This is a genomic window from Pontibacter harenae, from assembly GCF_020907245.1.
Taxonomy (GTDB): Bacteria; Bacteroidota; Bacteroidia; order Cytophagales; family Hymenobacteraceae; genus Pontibacter; species Pontibacter harenae.
On record NZ_JAJJWH010000008.1, the window covers coordinates 87,886 to 108,805 of the forward strand.

Annotated in this window: 15 protein-coding genes and 1 tRNA gene; 11 read left to right on the forward strand and 5 right to left on the reverse strand. The window is 46.3% G+C overall.

The genetic code is table 11. The features are described 5' to 3' along the window. Positions 1-7 precede the first annotated feature (7 nt). From LN893_RS06420 to LN893_RS06445, 6 genes are all read left to right on the forward strand, one after another. Entirely contained in the window at positions 8-1,396 is a 1,389-nt protein-coding gene (locus LN893_RS06420; RefSeq protein ID WP_255709907.1) for a glycoside hydrolase family 97 N-terminal domain-containing protein, read from the forward strand. Then, entirely contained in the window at positions 1,284-1,970 is a 687-nt protein-coding gene (locus tag LN893_RS20525) for a glycoside hydrolase family 97 C-terminal domain-containing protein (RefSeq protein WP_255709908.1), read from the forward strand. Before LN893_RS06420 ends, LN893_RS20525 begins: the two co-directional genes overlap by 113 nt. A 194-nt stretch (positions 1,971-2,164) precedes the next feature. Then, positions 2,165-3,484, forward strand: coding sequence for a family 8 glycosyl hydrolase (locus LN893_RS06430; protein WP_229968974.1), 1,320 nt, complete (start codon positions 2,165-2,167; stop codon positions 3,482-3,484). Positions 3,485-3,527: 43 nt separating this feature from the next. Next, a complete protein-coding gene (locus LN893_RS06435; RefSeq protein ID WP_229968975.1) occupies positions 3,528-4,049 on the forward strand; it encodes a VOC family protein in 522 nt (173 codons plus the stop codon). A gap of 66 nt (positions 4,050-4,115) precedes the next feature. Further along, the gene (locus LN893_RS06440) at positions 4,116-6,746 is read left to right on the forward strand and encodes a glycoside hydrolase family 3 C-terminal domain-containing protein (protein WP_229968976.1); all 2,631 of its coding nucleotides are present in this window, start codon (positions 4,116-4,118) and stop codon (positions 6,744-6,746) included. Between the two features lie 289 nt (positions 6,747-7,035). Beyond that, complete coding sequence (locus LN893_RS06445) at positions 7,036-7,143, forward strand: hypothetical protein (RefSeq protein ID WP_229968977.1); 108 nt, start codon at positions 7,036-7,038, stop codon at positions 7,141-7,143. 95 nt (positions 7,144-7,238) lie between these two features. Here LN893_RS06445 and LN893_RS06450 read toward each other — a convergent pair. Together LN893_RS06450 and LN893_RS06455 are read right to left on the reverse strand one after the other, a co-directional pair. Next, positions 7,239-7,310 (reverse strand) — tRNA-Arg (locus LN893_RS06450). An 83-nt stretch (positions 7,311-7,393) separates the two neighbouring features. Beyond that, on the reverse strand, positions 7,394-8,587 hold the full coding sequence (locus LN893_RS06455) for a Pycsar system effector family protein (protein WP_229968978.1): 1,194 nt from the start codon (positions 8,585-8,587) through the stop codon (positions 7,394-7,396). 403 nt (positions 8,588-8,990) lie between these two features. Between LN893_RS06455 and LN893_RS06460 the strand changes: the two genes are divergently transcribed. Next, positions 8,991-12,806, forward strand: coding sequence for a metallophosphoesterase (locus LN893_RS06460; RefSeq protein ID WP_229968979.1), 3,816 nt, complete (start codon positions 8,991-8,993; stop codon positions 12,804-12,806). Positions 12,807-13,048: 242 nt separating this feature from the next. Here LN893_RS06460 and ppk1 read toward each other — a convergent pair whose 3' ends face one another. The 3 genes from ppk1 to hflX form a co-directional block, all read right to left on the reverse strand. Then, positions 13,049-15,148 carry a polyphosphate kinase 1 gene (ppk1, locus tag LN893_RS06465; protein ID WP_229968980.1) on the reverse strand — a complete coding sequence of 700 codons (2,100 nt, stop codon included), beginning with the start codon at positions 15,146-15,148 and terminating at the stop codon, positions 13,049-13,051. A gap of 42 nt (positions 15,149-15,190) precedes the next feature. Beyond that, entirely contained in the window at positions 15,191-15,685 is a 495-nt protein-coding gene (locus LN893_RS06470) for a SixA phosphatase family protein (protein WP_229968981.1), read from the reverse strand. Positions 15,686-15,892: 207 nt separating this feature from the next. Beyond that, positions 15,893-17,080 (reverse strand): GTPase HflX, encoded by a 1,188-nt coding sequence (gene hflX / locus LN893_RS06475; protein ID WP_229968982.1) that lies wholly within the window; start codon positions 17,078-17,080, stop codon positions 15,893-15,895. Positions 17,081-17,297: 217 nt separating this feature from the next. Between hflX and LN893_RS06480 the strand changes: the two genes are divergently transcribed. From LN893_RS06480 to LN893_RS06495, 4 genes are all read left to right on the forward strand, one after another. Next, positions 17,298-18,455 carry a glycosyltransferase family 4 protein gene (locus LN893_RS06480; protein ID WP_229968983.1) on the forward strand — a complete coding sequence of 386 codons (1,158 nt, stop codon included), beginning with the start codon at positions 17,298-17,300 and terminating at the stop codon, positions 18,453-18,455. 21 nt (positions 18,456-18,476) lie between these two features. Further along, positions 18,477-19,019: a dTDP-4-dehydrorhamnose 3,5-epimerase gene (gene rfbC / locus LN893_RS06485; protein ID WP_229968984.1), complete on the forward strand. Its 543-nt coding sequence runs from the start codon at positions 18,477-18,479 to the stop codon at positions 19,017-19,019. A gap of 152 nt (positions 19,020-19,171) precedes the next feature. Next, positions 19,172-19,906, forward strand: coding sequence for a hypothetical protein (locus LN893_RS06490; protein WP_229968985.1), 735 nt, complete (start codon positions 19,172-19,174; stop codon positions 19,904-19,906). A 61-nt stretch (positions 19,907-19,967) separates the two neighbouring features. Continuing rightward, entirely contained in the window at positions 19,968-20,864 is an 897-nt protein-coding gene (locus tag LN893_RS06495) for an SRPBCC family protein (RefSeq protein ID WP_229968986.1), read from the forward strand. Positions 20,865-20,920 lie beyond the last annotated feature (56 nt).

Genomic DNA, 20,920 nt, shown 5'->3' on the forward strand with positions numbered 1-20,920 from the left:
GGTTGTCATGAGTTTAGAAGGCATAAAAAGATCATTGCAGCTTTTAGTTTCTTTATTTACCCTAATTCCATGCCTGGTACAGGCACAAAGCGGCGTAGTCAAAAGTCCTGACGGTCAACTACAGGTAGAGGTGTTCCTACAAGGCGGTCAGCCTCATTACCGTGTAATGTATGGAGGAGATGCCGTGCTGGAGGATTCTCCTTTGGGGCTGGTGACGAATCTTATCGATTATTCGAGTGAACTGACCCTGACGGACACGAAGCAAAACACAATCGACCAGAAGTATAGCCAGGATAAAATAAAAAAATCCGAAATTCACTACGTCGCCAATGAGCTGGTATGCTCCTTTGTCAACAAAGACAAAAAGGTGTTGAATGTGGTTTTCAGGGTAAGCAACAATGATATAGCCTTCCGATACGACATTCCAGCATCTGGCGACCCGAGAGCGCTTGTAGTCGAAAAAGAGGCTACAGGCTTCAACTTTCCTCAACAGGCTAAAGGGTTTTTAACTCCGCAGTCCAAATCAATGGTTGGTTTTGCCAGAACGAAGCCGAGTTATGAAGAAGGGTATAAAGTAGAACAGGACATTGCCGCAAAGTCAGCCAATGGACTTGGCTATACATTTCCATGCCTTTTCAGGCTAGGGGAAAAATGGGCGCTTATTTCCGAAACAGGTGTAAGAGGGCTTTACTGCGGCTCTCACCTGAGCGACCCTACAGCCGATGGAACATATACGATAGCATTTCCAGAGAAAACGGAGAATAACGGATTCGGAAGCACAGGTGCAGCCATAGGCTTGCCTGCCACTACTCCCTGGCGAACCATAACGGTTGGCATGGGTTTGAAGCCCATTGTAGAAACAACCATTCCTTATGATGTAGTGGAGCCGCTGTATGAACCCTTTCAGGAATACAAGTACGGCAAAGGAACATGGAGCTGGATTATGTGGCAGGACCAAAGCATGAATGACAAGGATCAGGTAAAGTATATTGACCTGGCCGAGCAACTAAACTACGAATACATTTTGGTGGATGCCTGGTGGGACCAGCGCATCGGATACAAGCGAATGGAGGAGTTGATTGAATATGCGGATTCTAAAGGAGTGGGTGTTTTCCTGTGGTACAATTCCAATGGAGTTGTAAATGATGCGCCTCAAACGCCTATAAACAAAATGAGTACCGCCATTGCCCGAAAAAAGGAAATGCAGTGGATGAAGAAAAACGGGGTGAAAGGAATAAAAGTAGATTTCTTCGGGGGAGATAAGCAGGAAACCATGCGCCTGTATGAAGACATTTTATCTGATGCCAATGATTATTTATGGATTGATGGTGGTTTTCCACGGTACAACCCTGCCAAGAGGCTGGGAGCGGATGTTCCCGAACTATGTGGGAAGTGAGGCGGTGCTGGCATCGGAAAACCTGATGTTCAGCCAACACTCCAACGATACAGAGGCTTTCAATGCAACCCTGCACCCTTTCATCAGAAATGCCGTGGGCTCCATGGAGTTTGGCGGTGTGGTGCTAAACAAGCGGTACAACCGAACAAACGATGGCGGGAATCACAGGAAAACAACCGATGTTTTTCAACTGTCTACCGCCGTGCTGTTTCAGAACCCGGTGCAGTTCTTTGCGTTAGCGCCTAACAACCTTCAGGATGCACCAGGTTTCACCATAGATTTTATGAAGCAGGTACCTACAACATGGGATGAAACCGTGTTAATCGATGGGTATCCTGGTAAGTATTGCGTACTGGCCCGACGGCACGGTGGCAAATGGTATATAGCAGGAGTAAATGCCCAGACTGAGCCGCTAGAGTTGAAGCTTAGCTTACCGATGCTTTCTGGCAAAGAGGTGAAGTTCTATGGAGACGAGAAAGGCGGGATAAGCTATACCAAAAGTGTAAAGGTGAACAGAAAGGGAGAGTTGAAAATAGCCATGCAGCCGAATGGCGGAGTGGTGATCGTACAGTAAGGCGCATGGTTTAAGTTGCTAATAACAACACACTACCTTAGCCTCTCTCCCTAAAGTTTAATCCGACGGGACGGGTGCTTGTATATAAACTATCAAGATAAAGTTCAAACGTGATATAACCATTAAAGACTAAAGTATAAGTCATAACAGATAGTACCTTACAACAAACTCTATTAATCATTAAGCTAATTTAAATGAAAAAAAACTTCTATCTAACCGCAATGGCGTTCGCGCTGATCGGTATGGTATTTATGACAGGATGTTCGGCTTCTAAAGAATTGGAAGAGGATGTTACAGATCCGCGCGGTAAAATGCAGCCGTGGGAAGCGGGGGCTTGGGAAACAGGTAAGTACCGAAATGTTTTTCTGGAGGCGGGTTATGCACAAGCTGACATCGATGCAAAACTGGCAAAAGCGTATTACGACACTTTTGAGGGGCCAGACAGAGTGTATTTTAAAGTAGGCGACTCGATGGCCTATGTGTCGGATGTAAAGAATAAGGATGCCCGCACAGAGGGACTTTCCTACGGGCTGATGGTGGCCGTTCAGCTTGATAAAAAGGAGGTGTTTGACAGACTCTGGCGTTGGACCAAAGCGTACATGCAGCACCAGGGCGGGCCACGGGATGCTTATTTTGCATGGAGTGTAGATCCTAAAACAGGGAAGCATAATGCAGAAGGCTCGGCTTCAGACGGTGAGCTGTATTTTGTGACGGACCTGCTGTTCGCTTCAAACCGATGGGGAAATGATACGGGTATAGATTACTACGCCGAAGCAAGAAGGATTCTGGATGCGATGTGGACTAAAGACGGCACCATGGGAATCAAGAATGTAATCAATGTAGAACACAAGCAGATCAATTTTGTGCCTGATGAGGATGGCTATGACTGGACTGACCCTTCTTACCATTTACCAGCGTTTTATGAAGTATGGGCCGAGTATGCGAAGGACGGCAGGGAGCAGTTTTACAGAGACCTCGCTGATACTGCTCGAGTATTTCTGCATCGGGCCACGCACCCTGAAACAGGGCTCACACCAGATTATTCTGAGTTTAGCGGCGCTCCCCATAGCAGAGGCAAAGATCAGATAGGCGAGGCATTTCGATACGATTCGTGGCGTGTACCTATGAATATAGCCATGGACTATAGTTGGTACGCTAAAGACATTGAGTGGCAACAGGAGTATGCTAACCGCTTTCAAAACTTCCTTTATAACCAGGGAATAGAGACGTATGATGATCAGTACAACATCGATGGGTCACGGCCGGAATGGATTTTACCAGCAGGAGGTTTTCAGAAACTTCGACACTCGCTCGGGTTGGTGTCTACAGCTGGCGCGGCCTCAATTATGGGCACCCAGGCCAAAAGCTGGAAATTTGTGGACGAGGTCTGGAATGCTAAACTGGAGCCCTACTCCGACGGATACTTCGATCCTTATTTTGACGGTTTGCTGTACCTGTTTAGTGTAATGCACCTAAGCGGGAATTACAAGATTATCACTCCTGATATGCAATAATGCCTATCGGTTTAACTATAAGTACTTGAATATGAAAAAGTATATGATGAGATTTTATTTTCTGGTTGCAGCCCTGTTGGTGACATTCGCTTCTCATGCGCAATCCAGTTCACAATCTAATTTTAGTAGTAAGTTGATTGGCTTAGGTGTGGTGGTGTCTGATCTGGAGCGCTCCCTGGATTTCTATGTAGATGGGATCGGTATGGTGAAGGTCAACAGCTTTGCGATAGATGAGAACTTTTCGAAGCGGTCAGGCCTTTCGAACGGTGTGCCCACTTCCGTAACCGTGCTTAAACTGGAGGATAGCCCTGAAGCCAATGAGTGGAAGCTTATGACCTTCGGAAAAAAGGCAACACATCCTAAACAAAAATTTATTCAGGATGACACAGGAGTGCAGTACATCACTATAAATGTAAAGGCTCTAAAGCCAGTGATTGAAAGGCTGAAGCAAAAGAATGTACCATTCCTGGGAAGTACGCCTACACCTTTGAACCAGAATTTGTACTTTGTGCTGGTGCAGGACCCTGACGGAACTTTCATCGAACTGATAGGACCGATGGAATAAACGTAGCTTCAAGACCATCTATAACTTACTATAATCTCTAACTAACACAACTATTTAGATCAGCGAATGAAAGCTATTTTATCTTTAGTAATCATGGCTGTGTTGCTGAGTGCCGCACGGTTTATTCCTACCCAGGAAGAAAAGTACCAATACCCGTTCCAAAACCCTGAGCTTACTATCGAAAGCCGTGTAAACGACCTTGTGTCGCGCCTCACCCTAGAGGAAAAGGTAGCCCAGATGCTGAATGCAGCTCCAGCTATAGATCGACTGGGCATTCCGTCGTATGACTGGTGGAACGAGGTGCTGCATGGTGTAGCGCGTACTCCTTATAAAGTAACCGTATACCCTCAGGCCATCGGTATGGCTGCCACCTTCGATACAGTTTCGTTGAAGCGTATGGCCGACTACTCAGCGCTGGAGGGAAGAGCCATTTATAATAAAGCCGTTGAGGAAGGAAAGTCGGGACAGCGCTACGTTGGCCTTACCTACTGGACACCTAACATCAATATCTTCCGCGATCCGCGCTGGGGCCGTGGGCAGGAAACCTACGGTGAAGACCCATTCTTAACGGCTATGCTGGGCCGTGCCTTCGTGCGCGGGCTACAGGGAGACGACCCCAAATACCTGAAAGCAGCCGCCTGTGCCAAGCATTACGCTGTGCACAGCGGGCCAGAACCAGAGCGTCACGTATTTAATGTCAGCCCTTCTAACTACGATCTGTGGGACACATACCTGCCTGCCTTCGAGGAACTGGTGGTGAACGCTGATGTGGCGGGTGTGATGTGTGCCTATAACGCTTTCCGCGGGCAACCCTGCTGCGGCTCTGACGAGCTGATGCAGGATATTCTGCGCAACCAGTGGCAGTTTACTGGCTACGTTACCTCCGACTGTTGGGCCATCGATGACTTCTTCAAAAATCATAAAACTCATCCTGATGCTGCCAGCGCCTCTGCTGATGCCGTAATGCATGGCACCGACTTAGACTGCGGTACCGACGCCTACAAAGCATTGGTGCAGGCGGTAAAGAACGGACAGATTACAGAGCGCCAGATAGATGTTTCAGTTGAAAGGCTGTTTACCATTCGTTTCAAACTAGGTATGTTCGATCCGCCAGCAATGGTAGCTTACGCACAGACGCCATCAAGCGTGCTGGAGAGCGCCCCTCACAAAGAACACTCTCTGAAGATGGCCAGACAGTCGATGGTGCTGCTGAAAAACGACAAGAACACATTGCCTCTGCGCAAAAACCTGAAGAAGATAGCAGTGGTTGGCCCTAATGCCGATAACCCTATCGCTGTACTCGGTAACTATAACGGGCAGCCATCAGAAGTAGTAACGGCTTTGGAGGGCATCCGCAGCAAAGTGGGGCCAAGCACAGAAGTCGTTTATGAAAGAGCTACCACTTTCACCAAAGACACCCTGTTGGCATACACCGACATCAGCAACCAACTGAGTTTTGAAGGTAAGCCAGGTGTGAAGGCCGAATACTTTAACAGCAAAGAATTGCAAGGGCAGCCAGTGGCAGTGCGTCAGGAAAAAAACATCAACAATGCCTGGCAAGAAGGAGAGACTGTTGTAGGCAGCATGAAGGCCTATGACTTTTCAGCGCGTTACACGACTGATTTCACGGCCGACAAGACAGGTTCTGTTACTTTTGAAGTAGAAGGAGATGATGGCTACCGCTTTTCAGTAGACGGCGAAGAGCAGCTGAACGCCTGGACCCGCAACCGCTGGGGCGCTAAAACCTACAAACTGCCGACCCAGAAAGGTAAGACCTACCGCCTGGTGCTGGAGTATGTGCAGGAGGGAGGAAAGGCATCCATTAGTCTGCGTGCTGGTAACATGGCCAAAACAGATTTTAAGGCGCTGGCCAACCGTGTGAAAGATGCAGACGTCATCATCTTTGTCGGTGGCATCTCTCCGCAACTAGAAGGGGAGGAAATGAAAGTAGATGAACCAGGCTTTGAGGGTGGCGACCGCACCACCATTTTGCTGCCACAAGTGCAGACTGACCTAATGAAAGCGCTTAAAGCCACCAGAAAGCCAGTGGTGTTTGTGATGATGACAGGTAGTGCCATTGCCACACCGTGGGAGTCGGAGAACGTGCCAGCCATTGTCAATGCCTGGTATGCGGGGCAGTCGGCGGGTACCGCCATTGCCGATGTGCTGTTTGGAGACTATAACCCAGCAGGCCGCCTGCCGCTTACCTTTTACAAGAGCGATAAAGACTTGCCTCCGTTCGGCGATTATTCTATGGAGGGCCGCACCTATCGCTATTTTAAGGGGCAGCCGCTTTACGCTTTCGGTCACGGCCTGAGCTACACTACTTTCTCCTACGATCAGTTACAGGTGCCCGCCTCTGCTGAGGCAAACAGCCCAATGCAGGTAAGCGTGCGGGTGACAAATACTGGTAAGATGGACGGAGAAGAAGTGGTGCAGCTTTACACAAGTCGTGAAGTAGAAGGATTCCGTACGCCTAACAGAGCACTGAAGGGTTTCCAGCGCATTGCGCTCAAAAAGGGCGAAAGCAAAGTAATTACCTTTAAGTTGCGTCCACAAGACCTGACAGTGATAGATGAAAGTGGCAACGCCAGGCACGTGCCAGGCACCATTCGGTTTAGTGTAGGAGGTAGCCAACCTGATGCTGCTAGCAGAAAGAGTAAAAAAATTGTAGAGGGTACTGTCGCCTTAAAATAAGAACAGTTTCTGAGTTGCGCCTTATTAGCCTACTGATGAGCGAAACACTTCATTGATAGGCAAAAAGGCTGCTTGAACAGGAGGCGCTACAAGCTATAATAAGTGTGATCTCCAGTTTATGAATCGTCTTCTGAAAAAGGCTTTCTTGCTACTTACCTGTTGCTTTTGCCTATTAAACACGGCAACCTTTGCACAGGACAAGCAAAAATGTCTGAATCCTATCTTGGCTGGTTTTTACCAGACCCCGCCATTTGTAGGGTAAGGTTGGTGAAGACTATTGACTCTTGGCATGTATGCCACCTTGCAAGGTAAGTCATCCAACGGGAAAGCAACTTTCGACTGGTTTGAATACAAGGGGAATGATCCTATGTATGAGAATATATCAGCGGCAAAATAGCCGCTAAGCTGCCACTGAGTTTTCAACTACCACAGGTAAATTTCCGAGAAACAAACAAAAAGCCCCTGCACTTTATACATGCAGGGGCTTTTTAGTGGCCGTGCCAGGAATCGAACCTGGATCTAGAGTTTAGGAAACTCCTATTCTATCCATTGAACTACACAGCCAATAGAATAAACACTTTATCGACTGCAAATCTAACGGAAATACTCGCCTTTAGCAAACGGAGGTTTGTTACTGTTGACTTCGCCTAATAATAAGCCACGGCTATACCAAAAGCAATAACTGTTAGAACCAGCCCCACCATAAATATACTGTAGGAAATGCGCAGGATTTTATACTTGCGGTCTAAAACTTCACCTAGATAGTAGATGTCGGTTATCATGTTGTTGTACAGCGATTTTTTGTCGCGCATTATTTCATGCATTCCTTTCTGAAAATCTTCCAGCGGAATGTTGGTGAAGTTACCGAAGAAGAGCAGGTTTACTTTTCGGGTGTTAATTTTCTCTTTCTTCTTAAAGGAAAAACTAGTTACCTCTGGCTGCGCCGAGATGATAGCAAAAACAATGGAGCCAAGTGTTGTAAGCAGCAGAGAACCAATCGGCAATATAAGTGATCGGTGTTGTGCAAACTCAGCGCCTGTTACAGACGATTTTGCACTTAAGTAAGTAATAACAATAGAAAGTATAATCGCATTTATACTAATCATCATGTTCGCTTTATTATCGGCAATGGCACTAAGGTTTAGATGCGTGCGATAAGTGTTTCGGAACATAGTTTCGATGCCGCGTTTCGGTTGCGCCAGTGTTTCCCGCTGCTTCTTGTTCTTCTTTTTCTGCTTCTTGCTTTCTTTTTTCAGGCGGCTACGCTGTTCTTGAATGTTTAACCCCAACTGCGAAGCAAACTTGCGTTGCGCATGGCTGGTCTTAAACGACATCGACAGCAGGAAATCTATCTGAAACTGAGCCCACTCCTGATTTGTGAAAAACTTATCAAGGAAGATTTCCCATTCTACTCTTAAAAGTTCTGCACTGGCAAAAAAAGACTCCTTACCGATGCTAGACATATCGGCATCGATTAAAATTTCCTGCAGCAGGAAAGTGGGCACTGAGTTTGGCTTTGTAGCCATGATACACTCATTAATCCGCTGTATCCGATCTGCAGGGTACTTTTGCTGCTCCAGCCATTCGGTGGCAAATTTCACGCTTTCTTCTTCGTGGCCTGCGTAGGTGGTAATGTAACCAGTATCATGAAACCAAGCGGCCAGTGCCAGGTCCTGAAGTTCTTCGGCTGATAGCTTATGCCGCTCCCCTAAATCCAGTGCTTCTTTAGCCGTCTCGAAAGTATGTTTATAGTTATGGTATACAAGTTTCTGTGAAAGCCTTTCCTTGAAAAGCTTGAATACATATTCACTTGCCTGCCGAACAATTTCCTGGTCTTCCATATAAGGTTTAGTCGCTGCAAATACTAGGTGGCACTAGGTATGTAATGCTGCCAGTTGCAGTTCATGTAGGTGGTGTTTCACGTGGTTATAATACTTGCGGTTACGGTAAAACTAGCTTTTTGTTAATATAGGCAGTTTCACTTATGCAGTGGCCGCCCTGAAGCTCTACAACCAAAAATGGTGGTAATCGTTTATCTTTTTCAGTCCTGCCGTACCTGTTGTTACTTATGCCAGGCATACAAAGTGGCCGAAAGCTTCTGGAAACCAAATGTACCTGGAAGGAGGTATACTCCTGGCTCATCTAACCTGCAAAGCAACGGAAATGATTGGCTTACATGGCTGAAAACATTTCATGCGGCTTTTGGTAAGTAGTATGTGCAGGACAGCCATGCGATCTACACCTATGAGAAGAACTTGTCTTTACTTTTTTCGACCTATACTTTTACTGTTGCTGATAACGGCAATAAACTCCTGCGTTACCACCGAACCTTACTACAGCTCTGAGGCACTTGATTGGGAGCAGCAGAAGCCAGATCCGCAGAATAAGCTTCTTTACAGCGTTTTCCTGATTGGTGATGTGGGTGCTCCAGACCTTGAGAATGGAGAACCTTCGCTCAAGCTCATGCGCGCGCAGATGGATCAGGCGGGGGAGCAGAGCGCTACCATATTTCTGGGTGATAACGTGTATCACAACGGCTTGCCAGAGCCAGGCAGTTACGACCGCGAAATATCGGAGGCTCGCCTAAATGCACAGCTTGATATTTTGAAAGGCTACGCTGGTGAAAAGTACATGATACCAGGCAACCACGACTGGAACCACAGCGGCCGTGGAGGCATGGACTATGTAGTGCGGCAGCAGCGTTATGTAAACGAGTACCTTTCAGATGAGAACATTGTGACGGGTGGCGACTTCTATGTGCCTGGCAACGCATGCCCTGGCCCCTACGAAGTTAAAATAAGCGACGATCTGGTGTTAATTGCATTGGACTCGGAGTGGTGGCTGCATGCCTTCGACAGGCCTTACGGCACAAACAGCAGTTGCGGAGCCGCTACCGAGGCAGAATTGCTGGTCCAGCTCGAAGACATTATTGAGAAGAACAGTGGAAGCGACATAATGGTAGTAGCGCACCACCCTTTAATGAGCAGAGGAGCGCACGGTGGTTTCTTTTCCCTTAAAGACCACTTTTTTCCGCTTACGATGCTGCGCGATTGGATGTACCTGCCTTTGCCTGTTATCGGTTCTATTTACCCTTTTGCCAGAAAGTACGGTGGCATTTTACAAGATATACCGCATCCGCGCTACCAGGCTTATATAGAAGGCCTCCTCAATATTTTTGAAAAGTATGATAACATTGTTTATGCAGCAGGGCATGAGCATGCGCTGGAGTATTTTAAACACGGAAAGCTGCCTCATATAGTGAGTGGCTCTGGTTGTAAGACACAGTACATAGATAAAGGAGGCGACGTAACTTATGTGCAAAAGGTAAAAGGCTTTGCCAAAGTACTGTACTATGACAACGGTGAAGCATGGACAGAATTTTGGGAGCCGCTAGGGGATGGCTCTACGGGCAGAGTAACGTTCAGAACGCAGCTATATACAAAACGAAAGCGAGACACACCGCTAGCGTCTGTTACAGATAATGATGATTATACTGACAGCACAGTAACTGTGGTTCCAAACAAGAACTACATGATTGAAGGCTTCAGAGAGAAGCTGTTAGGTAGCCACTACCGCAAGGAGTGGAATACGCCTGTTACAGTGCCTGTACTTGATATGGCGGAGGAGCTGGGAGGTTTAACGCCTTACCAGAAAGGTGGAGGTACCGAAACTATAACCCTAAAAGTAAGAACGCCAGAGGCCAGGGAGTATACGCTGCGGACCGTAAACAAAGACCCTGTGCTAAAGCTGCCACTCTACCTGCGCAATACACCTGCAAAAGCAATGCTACAGGACCAAATATCGGCACAACACCCTTATGCCGCACTTGCTGTAACAGTACTGGCAGATTCCGCCAATATATTCCATGCAAACCCAAAGCTGTTCTATGTACCCGATACTCCTTACCTGCGGCAGTATAGAGATGAGTTCAGCAACAAGCTTGTTTACCTGGAAGAGGATGCTGATGAGAACCACGAAGACATCGCCAGCCTTGGAAACGCCAAAAATTTGGTGGGTACTGAGAAAATGCTAACTGAGCTGCAGGAGGATAATGATAACCAGGTGGATGAGTTAGCCTATGGCAGGGCCCGCCTGTTTGATATGCTGATCGGAGATTGGGATAGGCATGAGGGGCAATGGCGTTGGGTAGAGCAGGAAAAAGACGGGCCAGGAGATCTATACATACCTGTTCCCGAAGACCGTGACCAGGCATTTTTTAAAGCGGACGGTGTACTGCCCTGGCTGGCCAAGCGTAGGTGGAGTATACAGTATGTGCAAAACTTCGACTACGAGATAGGTGATATCATAGGGCTCAACCTAAATGCCCTTACCTTAGATCGTACGCTTACTTCTAGCCTTTCTCGTCAGGATTGGGTGCGGCTTGCTCAGGATCTAAAAGCTAACATAACGGACCAGGTAATAGAAGAGGCAATTAATCAGTGGCCCGACGATATTGTTGCTTTATCAGGAAAGGAGATAAAGGCAAAACTAAAAGCTAGGCGGGACCAACTGCCGCAAGTGGCCGAACGGTTTTATGAGCAGATGGCTAGGATGGTGGATGTGGCAGGCAGTGCCAAGCACGAGCGATTTGTAGTGGAGCGTCTGAACAATAGCGAAACCAGGCTTACGGTGTATAAGATATCAAAAGAAGGAGAATTACGAGATACGCTGTACCAACGCACTTTCTATACAAATGAAACAAAGGAAATCAGGTTATACGGCCTGGGAGGGCTAGATCAGTATGAGGTGAAAGGTGAGGTAGAAGAAGGTATAATTGTACGTATCATAGGAGGGGGTGAAGAAGACTCTATAGTGGATAACTCACGAGTGAGAGGCTTGAGAAAACACACTGTCATCTACGATTCCAAAGAAGGAAATAAAATTAGCTTTGGGCCAGAGACTAAAGATGAAACCTCTGAATTTCTGGACGTACATTTCTACGACCGAGACAACTATAGGCTGCCCAAAAAAGGACCTGTCGTATCTGTGGAATATAACAAAGACGATGGGCCGTTTATCGGAGCAGGTTATCGTATACGAACACAGAAGTTTCGGAAGAGCCCTTATGCATCAGAGCAGAAACTGACCGCCAATTATGCATTTAATACACAGTCGTTTAACTTTACTTACATAGGAGATTTTAGAGAAGTATTCCGAAACTGGCACCTGAACGTAATGGGGCTTGTGCAGGGGCCGCAGTACCAGCGGAATTTCTATGGCTTTGGTAATTTTACAACAGAGAACGAAGGCGATGATGGAGACAGGTTCTACAGAGTACGCTATAATCGCATAGGGTTTGATGCGCATTTGTATCGTGAGCTAGCCACCTTCTTTAGAATAGGTATAGGCCCCACTTACGACCGTTTCAGGGTACGAAACGATGGAAGGCAAACCTTTCTGCTTCAGGAAGCCAGGGCGGGTCATTTGCAGCCAGGTACTTTTAATCTGGAGGATGGTACTTTCAACTCGCAGCACTACGTAGGCATATCAGCCTTCGCCAACATGGATGTGATAGGCGATAACAACGAAGCTAACCCCCGCATCGGGATGCGCTGGCACAATAGTATTAGCTACAACAAACAAGTAGATGCCGAACAGCTTTCTTTTACAAATATAAGTTCTGCTTTCAGTTTTTATCTCACTCCTAATTTCCCGTTCAGGCTAACCTGGGCTGGGCGTATAGGTGCCGCACACAATTTCGGAGATTTCAGGTTTTACCAAGCCAATGCCTTAAGCGGACAGAATAATCTTAGAGGTTACCGCCGTGCTCGTTTTTCAGGGCGTAGCATGGTGTACAGTAACTTTGAGGCCCGCTTGCAGTTATTTGATGCTAACTTATATCTGACTCCTGCCAGATTTGGTGTGTTAGGTTTTTTTGATGCAGGCAGGGTTTATTATGAAGGCGATACAATAGAGCAAAAGTTCTTTAAGAGCCTGCATACAGGTGTTGGAGGTGGTATTTGGATAGACTTGCTGGACAACCATGTAGCCACTCTTTCTTACGCTGTTGGCGATGGAGACAGCAATCAGGTATTGGCAAGCATTGGGTTTTTGTTCTAACCAGAAAAGGCTTGTGGTGAAGGGAGTTAGCTTGCTTCACTAATCAATTATTTAGGCTTAAAACCATTTTTGCCAATGGTAGTGGCTATAATTGACCACTACCATTGGCATTTGAACCTTGCGGTTGATATAGCATCCAAAGGTTTTTTCTCTTGAAACCAAGAGGAGCAGCAAAAGAGGCTTCCTCAGAACAAACTTATCTCTAGCTAACAACTGGCAACAAGGACCAATAAATAACTAAATTACTCTTCCTGCTGATAAATTGGATTTTCGCCTTTTGCTACCAGGCTTTCGAGGTAATGGTAGGTAGCGTACTGTGCCCGCACGTTGGTTGGAGCAGGCTGTTCTGCATAGCTGTTGTCGATGTTGCGAGCCTTAGTGTCGTCTGAAAGCTGTATGTCGATGATTGTACGCAGCTCCTTTTTAAGCTCCTCCTGGTAAATAGGAAAGGCCACTTCTACCCTGCGGTTCAGGTTGCGGGTCATCCAGTCTGCTGAGGCTACATAGTATTTCTCGTCGCCGTTGTTATGGAAAATGTACACTCGCGCATGTTCCAGGTAACGGTCTACGATGCTCCGCACAGTTATATTTTCGCTGACGCCTTCCACGCCAGGCACCAGGCAACAGATGCCGCGCACCAACAGGTCAATTTTAACGCCCGCCTGGCTGGCCTTGTAGAGCAGCTTAATCATACGGCCGTCCTGCAGCGCATTCATTTTAAGAATCATGGAAGCAGGTTTACCTTTCTTGGCGTTTTTGATTTCCTGGTTGATGAGGTCGGTAAACTCATCGCGCATGGTAAGGGGAGCCATCAGGATGTGGTTGAACTTCTTGTTTGGCTGCCGATCTATAAAGAAGTTGAAGACTTGCTCCACATCTTTTGTAAGCCTTTTATCGGAGGTGAAGAGGGCGTGGTCGCAGTATATTTTAGAAGTGTCTTCGTTATAGTTGCCTGTGCTTAAGTAAGCGTAGTTTACCAGCTTGCCTCCCTCACTGCGGGTAATCAGGCCTAGCTTAGAGTGTACCTTCAAATCAGGAAGGCCCAATATAACGTTTGCGCCTGCTTTTTGTAATTTACCTGCCCAATAGATATTAGACTCTTCGTCGAACCTGGCTTTCAGTTCTACTACCACCGTTACAAGCTTCCCGTTTTTGGCAGCCTTTGCCAATGCCTTTGCTATAGCCGATTTATTTGCCACCCGATACAATGTGGCGCTTATGGCTCTTACCTTTGGGTCTTCGGCGGCCTCTCGGAACAGCTTTAGCACGTAGTCGAAAGACTGGTAAGGGTAGTGCACCATCACGTCTTTCTGTCTCATAGCCTCTATCATACTTGGCTGTTGTGCCAACCACGGATGTACCAGCGTAGGTTGTTCTGTATACTTCAGGTCTGGCAGGTTAAAATCAGGAAATTGAAAGAAGTCGCGGAAGTTGTGGTACTTGCTTCCTTCTACCAGTTCCTCTTCGCCAACACCTGTGTGGTGCATCATAGCATCTAGCAAATCCTGCGGAGTTTCAGGGTCGTAAAGCAAGCGGGCAGGGTAGCCAGTTTCCCTGTTCTTAAGGCTTGTTTTAATTTTTGCCATCAGGTTGCCCGATACTTCTTCCTCTATATCCAACTCTGCATCTCTGGATACTTTAATGGCGTTTGCCTGAAACTGGCTGTACATCGGATAGACACTTCTAAGGCAGAAGCGGATCGCATCGTCTATGAACATTACATACCGTTGGTCGTCTACTGTAGGCAGTTTCAGAAAACGGCTGCCATGCGCCTTTGTCGGAATCTCGATGATGCTATAGCAGTGAGGTTCACAATCTTCCTCTGTTGGTGCCGACATGTGCACGGCCAGGTATACTGTCTGGTCTTTCAGAAATATGTGTGTTTCTGTTTCATCAAGCACGATCGGGAGGATGTGCGGCTTTAGGTGTTCAGTAAAATACTGCTCTACAAACTTCTTTTGCTTGTCCTTCAGGTCGTGTTCCGTCAGCAGGTGTATTTGGTGCTGTTGCAGGTCGGACATGATGTCTTTGAATACCTTGCCGAGCTCCTCCTGCTGTTGCACCACCTCCTGCATTACCTGGTCAAAAGTTTCGGCAGGCTCGTCCGAAAGCTTTTGGCGGGTCTTCTTTTTTAGTTTGATGAGGCGCTTCAGTGTAGCCACACGCACTTTAAAATATTCATCCAGGTTAGATGAAAAGATAGCCATGAACTTTATGCGCTCTAGCAGCGGTACACGCTTATCTTTTGCCTCCTGCAGCACTCTATAGTTAAAGGCCAGCCAGCTTAGTTCACGGTTTATAAAGGGATAATTTGTATGTTTCTTTGTTTCTTCTTTTTCCATGTTTAGGGGTAGTAAGGGTGCAGATTTACGGTGCTGGTATACCTACTTATAGTTTTTGGGAAAATCTATAAACAGCAGGTTGCCGTTTTCTTTCTTAATCTCATACCAGCTCTCACTGTTAAACTCCAAGGCAACTACACCTGCGGTTGGTAAGCTAGATAGAGGCTCTGGCGACAGCATTTGGGCAAAATCGGATATTGCTTCGTTATGGCCAACAATCATAACTGAGTTGACGTCCACAGGTGTTTCCTGCACTACTTCCAGCAGTTCATGCTTATCTGAACCATATATCCGATTATCTACAACGATATTGTCTGGATCGTAACCTAGTTCTTTTGCTACAAGCGTTGCTGTAGAAATGGCTCTGACAGCAGGGCTAGATACAATAAGGTCTGTGGTAACACCACGAGAAGCAAGCTCCTGCCCCATCAGCGGTGCATCGCTGCGGCCACGATTGTTCAGGGGGCGGTCCTGGTCGCTGAGTTCATCAAACTTCCAACTCGACTTGGCGTGCCTGAGTATATATAGGATTTTCATAGAATTACATTAACAGCAAAAGCCACCGCAGCCAGAAATGGTGGCTACTGTGGCTTTGTGTCTTTACTGCTAGCGCCTTAAAATGGTTGTGCGGCGAGTTATCGTTAATAGTTAGTTGTTGCTAATTGAATTATTATGAAGCCTATAGCAACACTTTCTTACTTTCTAACCTCCTACCTTTTTAACTCCCAAACTCTCTAACTCTACCTAAACGTTGTTCGGATATCGCTCAAAATGGATGGCTGCCACACGGCGATATAGTTCCTCACGCAGTTCTTCGATATTGACTTTATTTGTAGCCGAGATGAACAGTGCAGGTGCATGTACCTTAGCCATGTATGTTTCCTTAAGGTCTTCGATTGATGGTCGTACTTCGTGTCCTTCCTCCAATAGCTCCTGCTCCCGCTGCTCCAAGTACTGGTCAATTTTATTAAACACCAGCAGCACTGGTTTTTCGGCAGCGTTGATATCCTTCAACGTTTCGTTTACCACGGCGATATGGTCCTCGAAGGATGGGTGCGAAATATCCACCACATGCACCAATAGATCTGCCTCCCGAATCTCATCTAGCGTAGATTTAAACGACTCGATAAGCTTGGTTGGGAGCTTACGAATAAACCCTACCGTATCGGAAAGCAGGAACGGTACGTTCTCGAACACAACTTTGCGCACGGTAGCATCTACGGTGGCAAACAGTTTATTCTCTGCAAACACCTCTGATTTAGAGAGCAGGTTCATAATTGTAGATTTGCCCACGTTGGTATACCCCACTAAAGCTGCCCGCACAATGCCTGCGCGTGCTTTCCGCTGCTCAAAATTCTGTAATTCAAACTTCTTCAGCCTTTCGCGGAGCAACGATATTTTATCGCGCACAATACGACGGTCTGTCTCAATCTCCGTTTCACCAGGTCCCTTCATACCAATACCACCTTTTTGTTTGGAAAGGTGAGTCCAGAGGTTTGTAAGGCGCGGCAGCAGGTACTGGTACTGGGCCATCTCTACCTGCGCACGGGCCTGAGCCGATTTAGCGCGTAGTGCAAAAATGTCAAGTATAAGCAAGCTGCGGTCTACAATCTTCACTTGCAGTTCCCGCTCAATGTTGCGCACCTGCGAAGGACTCAGGTCATCATCAAAAATGACCATGTCCACGTCGTGCTCGGTTACAAAAGCTTTTATTTCATCTAGTTTACCGCTACCTACAAAAGTGCGCACATCAGGCTTGTCCAGCTTCTGAACAAACCGCTTTATAGATTGGGCACCAGCCGTTTCCGTTAAAAAAGCAAGTTCATCGAGATACTCGTTTGTCTGCTCGTCGGTTTGGCGGTAACTTGGCACAGCCACCAGCACAGCTGTTTCCTGTGGCTTTGCTGTTTCGTAATATTGTTTTTTCCCCATTTATCTTTTTAATATCAAAGTATAGGCGATTACCGCTTTCATCATCTGGCGTTCATCATCACCTACTCGTTATTTCATAACATTTACTAGCTCCTCCGCACTTAGGTTGCTGCTAGCTGTTGTATAATGCAGCCGCCGCGGCTAAGGCATCATCAAGCTTGGGCTTAACAGAACAGGAAGAAGGCAATTTACTTTATTTTTCTGAGCTTGCGGCAAATTGGCTAACTTGGGCATTTATACTTCAGAGGCCAACTGGAGAGCTGCTATGCGTATTGCTATCGTCATCAACACAGCCTGGAACATCTATAACTTCCGCATGAGCCTTATTCGGGCGCTGCTGGCAGATGGCCACGATGTAGTAGCCATTGCACCGCAAGATACTTATGCTGCCAAGTTAGTAGAGGCAGGCTGTAAGTTTGTGCCGCTGCACATGCCACAAGGCACCAATCCGCTCAGCGATTTCTCGCTGGCGTGGCGACTCTACCGCACTTACAAACAGGTAAAACCAGATGTGGCGCTGCACTATACTATAAAACCGAATATTTATGGTGCTGTGGCTGCCCATTGGGCAGGCGTGCCTGCTATCAACAATGTTTCTGGGCTGGGCACCGTCTTCCTCCGAAAAAATTATACTTACAAAATTGCGTTGGAGCTGTACCGTTTCTCTTTCAAGTATCCTGCCAAAGTCTTCTTTCAGAACCAGGATGACAGACGTTTTTTTGTGCGCCAGAAACTAGTGAAGGATTATGTAACTGAACTGCTGCCAGGCTCAGGTGTAGATACCCGAAAGTTTAAACCTGCTGATGTTTTTAGAAGGGGAGAACCTTTTGTCTTTCTGATGGTGGCACGGGTGCTGTACGATAAAGGTGTAGCTGAATTCGTAGAAGCAAGCAGGTTGGTAAAAGCAAAGCATCCCGAAGTAAAATGCCAACTGCTGGGGGCGCTGGATGAGCAGAGCCGTGCAGGCGTAAAGCGGGAGCAACTGGAGGCCTGGGTGCAATCGGGAGCCATAGCATATTTAGGCGTTACCGATGATGTTGCGGCTGTTATAGCACAGGCTGATTGCGTGGTGCTGTCTTCTTACCGCGAGGGAACGCCCCGCGCTTTGCTGGAGGCGGCGGCCATGGCTAAACCTCTTATCGCTACCAACGTACCTGGATGCCGTGAGGTAGTGCAGCCGAATATAAATGGCTACCTTTGCCGTGCGCGCAGCGCCACCGACCTGGCCGAAAAGATGCTGCAACTGCTGACTTTAGATGAAGAACAGCTACAGCAAATGGGCAACGCAAGTAGAAAGTTAGCAGAAGAAAAGTTTGATGATCGCATCGTGATTCAGAAGTATAAAGCCGCTATAAAAGAAGCAACAACCACGTAAAAACTATAAAACCGTATTGTAATGGAACATCGGCAGTTTGATATTGAAGGCCTGATTGAGTTTACGCCCCGCGTGTTTAAAGACGACCGAGGCTATTTTTTAGAGACGTTCAGCCAGAAGTGGTTTGAGCCGTTCGGCATCAATCCTATTTTTGTGCAGGATAACCAATCATTTTCTAAAAAGGGAGTGCTTCGCGGACTACATTTCCAGACGCCACCACATGCACAGGCCAAATTGGTAAGAGTATCTACAGGCAGAGCGCTGGATGTGGCCGTGGATTTGCGCAAAGGCTCTAAAACCTACGGCCAGCACGCAACCTGCTTATTAGATTCCGAAAAGCAGAATCAGTTTTATATTCCTGAAGGTTTTGCGCATGGTTTTGTAGCCTTAGAAGATGATACTACTTTTCTGTACAAATGCACCGATTACTATGCGCCGTCGGCAGAGGGAGGCCTAATCTGGAACGATCCTGCGCTAGGTATAGACTGGGGAATTGCAGAGCCACTGGTTTCGCCAAAGGATGAAGTACTGCCATTGCTGCAAGATTTTGATTCTCCGTTTTAAAATTTAAAAGGAGGAAGGTATAAACATATAAGATCAGAGCCAGAAGTGTAAACGCTTCTGGCTTTTCTTTTTAGGGCTTGTATAAATTGTTATATTGGGTAGGGTAAATATGTTACTCTAGAATTTCTACGGTCAACGCACATCAGCAAAGTATGAAAAGAGTACTGTTCTTCTTTTTGCTCATAACAAATTTCTGCTCGGCTCATACCTATCAGAATGGCCTAATAATTCCTAATTTTTCTAAAGTAGAAGAAGATGAGGTTTGCTGTGTTTATTTACCCAAAGGAGGGTTCACAGTTTACAGCTCACCTGGTGGTCAACAAACAGGTAAGCTCATGCGCATGGAAGAAAACAAGAATGATGATCAAGCCCCCTATAAGTTGTTTTTCCGTCATTCTACTGTCAAAGCTCTTAAAAAGGTTGATTTGTCAAATCTGGAAGAAGTAGGATATGAAGTTTGGGCAATATCTTATTTTGAAAGAAGAGACGGGTATGTAAGAGTTATAGAGAAAACTAATGATTTTTGGCTTAGCGAAGATGAAATAAAATTAAAAGGATTCAATTTAGTTGAGTGGCAAAGCTTTTTAAACTCTAAGGCAGGGGATGTTCTAGGTTTTTATGCAAATGAGCTAGGACTTAAACTAAGGGAGGCTCCTAATTTAAACTCAAAATCACTTTTTACAATGAAAGGAGACCTATTTGAAATTAATCTACTGAAGCTTTATAAGGGGACTTGGGCAAAAGTGAAAGTAAGGAAATATAAAGAACACCCATGTGTAAGTGACTTGAAGCAAGACGAAATCATTGAATTTGAACTTGACGGTTGGGTGAAGTTAGTTGATGATGTTGGTAGGCCTAACGTATGGTACTATTCTCGTGGTTGTTGAAATCAATCACATTCAAAATTTAAGCAAAATCTTTACTATATCTTCTCTATCTACCTCCTCCATGTTCAAAAACAAATGCTTTAGGATCTCCCTTATACTGTCACTGGTGTTTCTCTCCTGCGGATTTGCATTGCTGCACTACGGCTTGGTAGAGTACGGCATTGCGTTTTTCGTTTTGCTGCCTGTAGTGGTGGGCTTTTCGATTGGTGCTTTGCCGAGCAAGGGCTGGTCTGTATTTGGCCTTTGTGTTACGCTTGTTTGTATGGTAACAGGCATGATAATGCTCGGTTTGGAGGGGGCTGTTTGTGGGTTTATGGTCTTGGGAATCCTGCTTCCGCTCCTGTTTTTAGGATCAGTAATTGGACATTTAGTGATGCAGCTGGGTGAAGGCAAGGGAACTACCGATCTCAAAATACTGGTGGCGCCGTTCCTGCTCTTCCTTTTTGCCGCACCCATTGAGAATGTTTTAACAGAATCGCCAGAGGTGGTGGAAGCCAAAACAGAAATCATTCTGCCGTATACACCAGATGAGGTTTTTGATGCCATCAAATCCGTGGATACGCTGGATGTGCCAAGGTCCTTCCTGATGCAAATCGGACTACCCGTGCCTCATAAGTGCATTTTAGAAAAAGAAGAAGTAGGCGCACAAAGAACCTGCTACTTTGACGGAGGCCAGATAAAAGAGGAAGTGACGGCCTATGAAAAAGGAAAAGTCCTGCAAATGATTGTGACAGATTACCAACTTACAGGTAGGAAATGGCTGGGCTTTAAAGATGCAATCTACTTATTTGAAGAATTACCAGGCAACAAAACAAAACTTACCCGCATTACCACCTATACTTCTGAACTGAAGCCCCGCCTGTACTGGCAACCTTTAGAGGAAATGGGCATCCAGCAAGAGCACGATTATGTGTTCAGAAATCTACAAAAAGACTTGGCAAACACGTATAGCAGGTAGTACCTATTTACTCTTGAAGCAGCATGTAACTATACCTCGTTTCTAATTCTTAATTT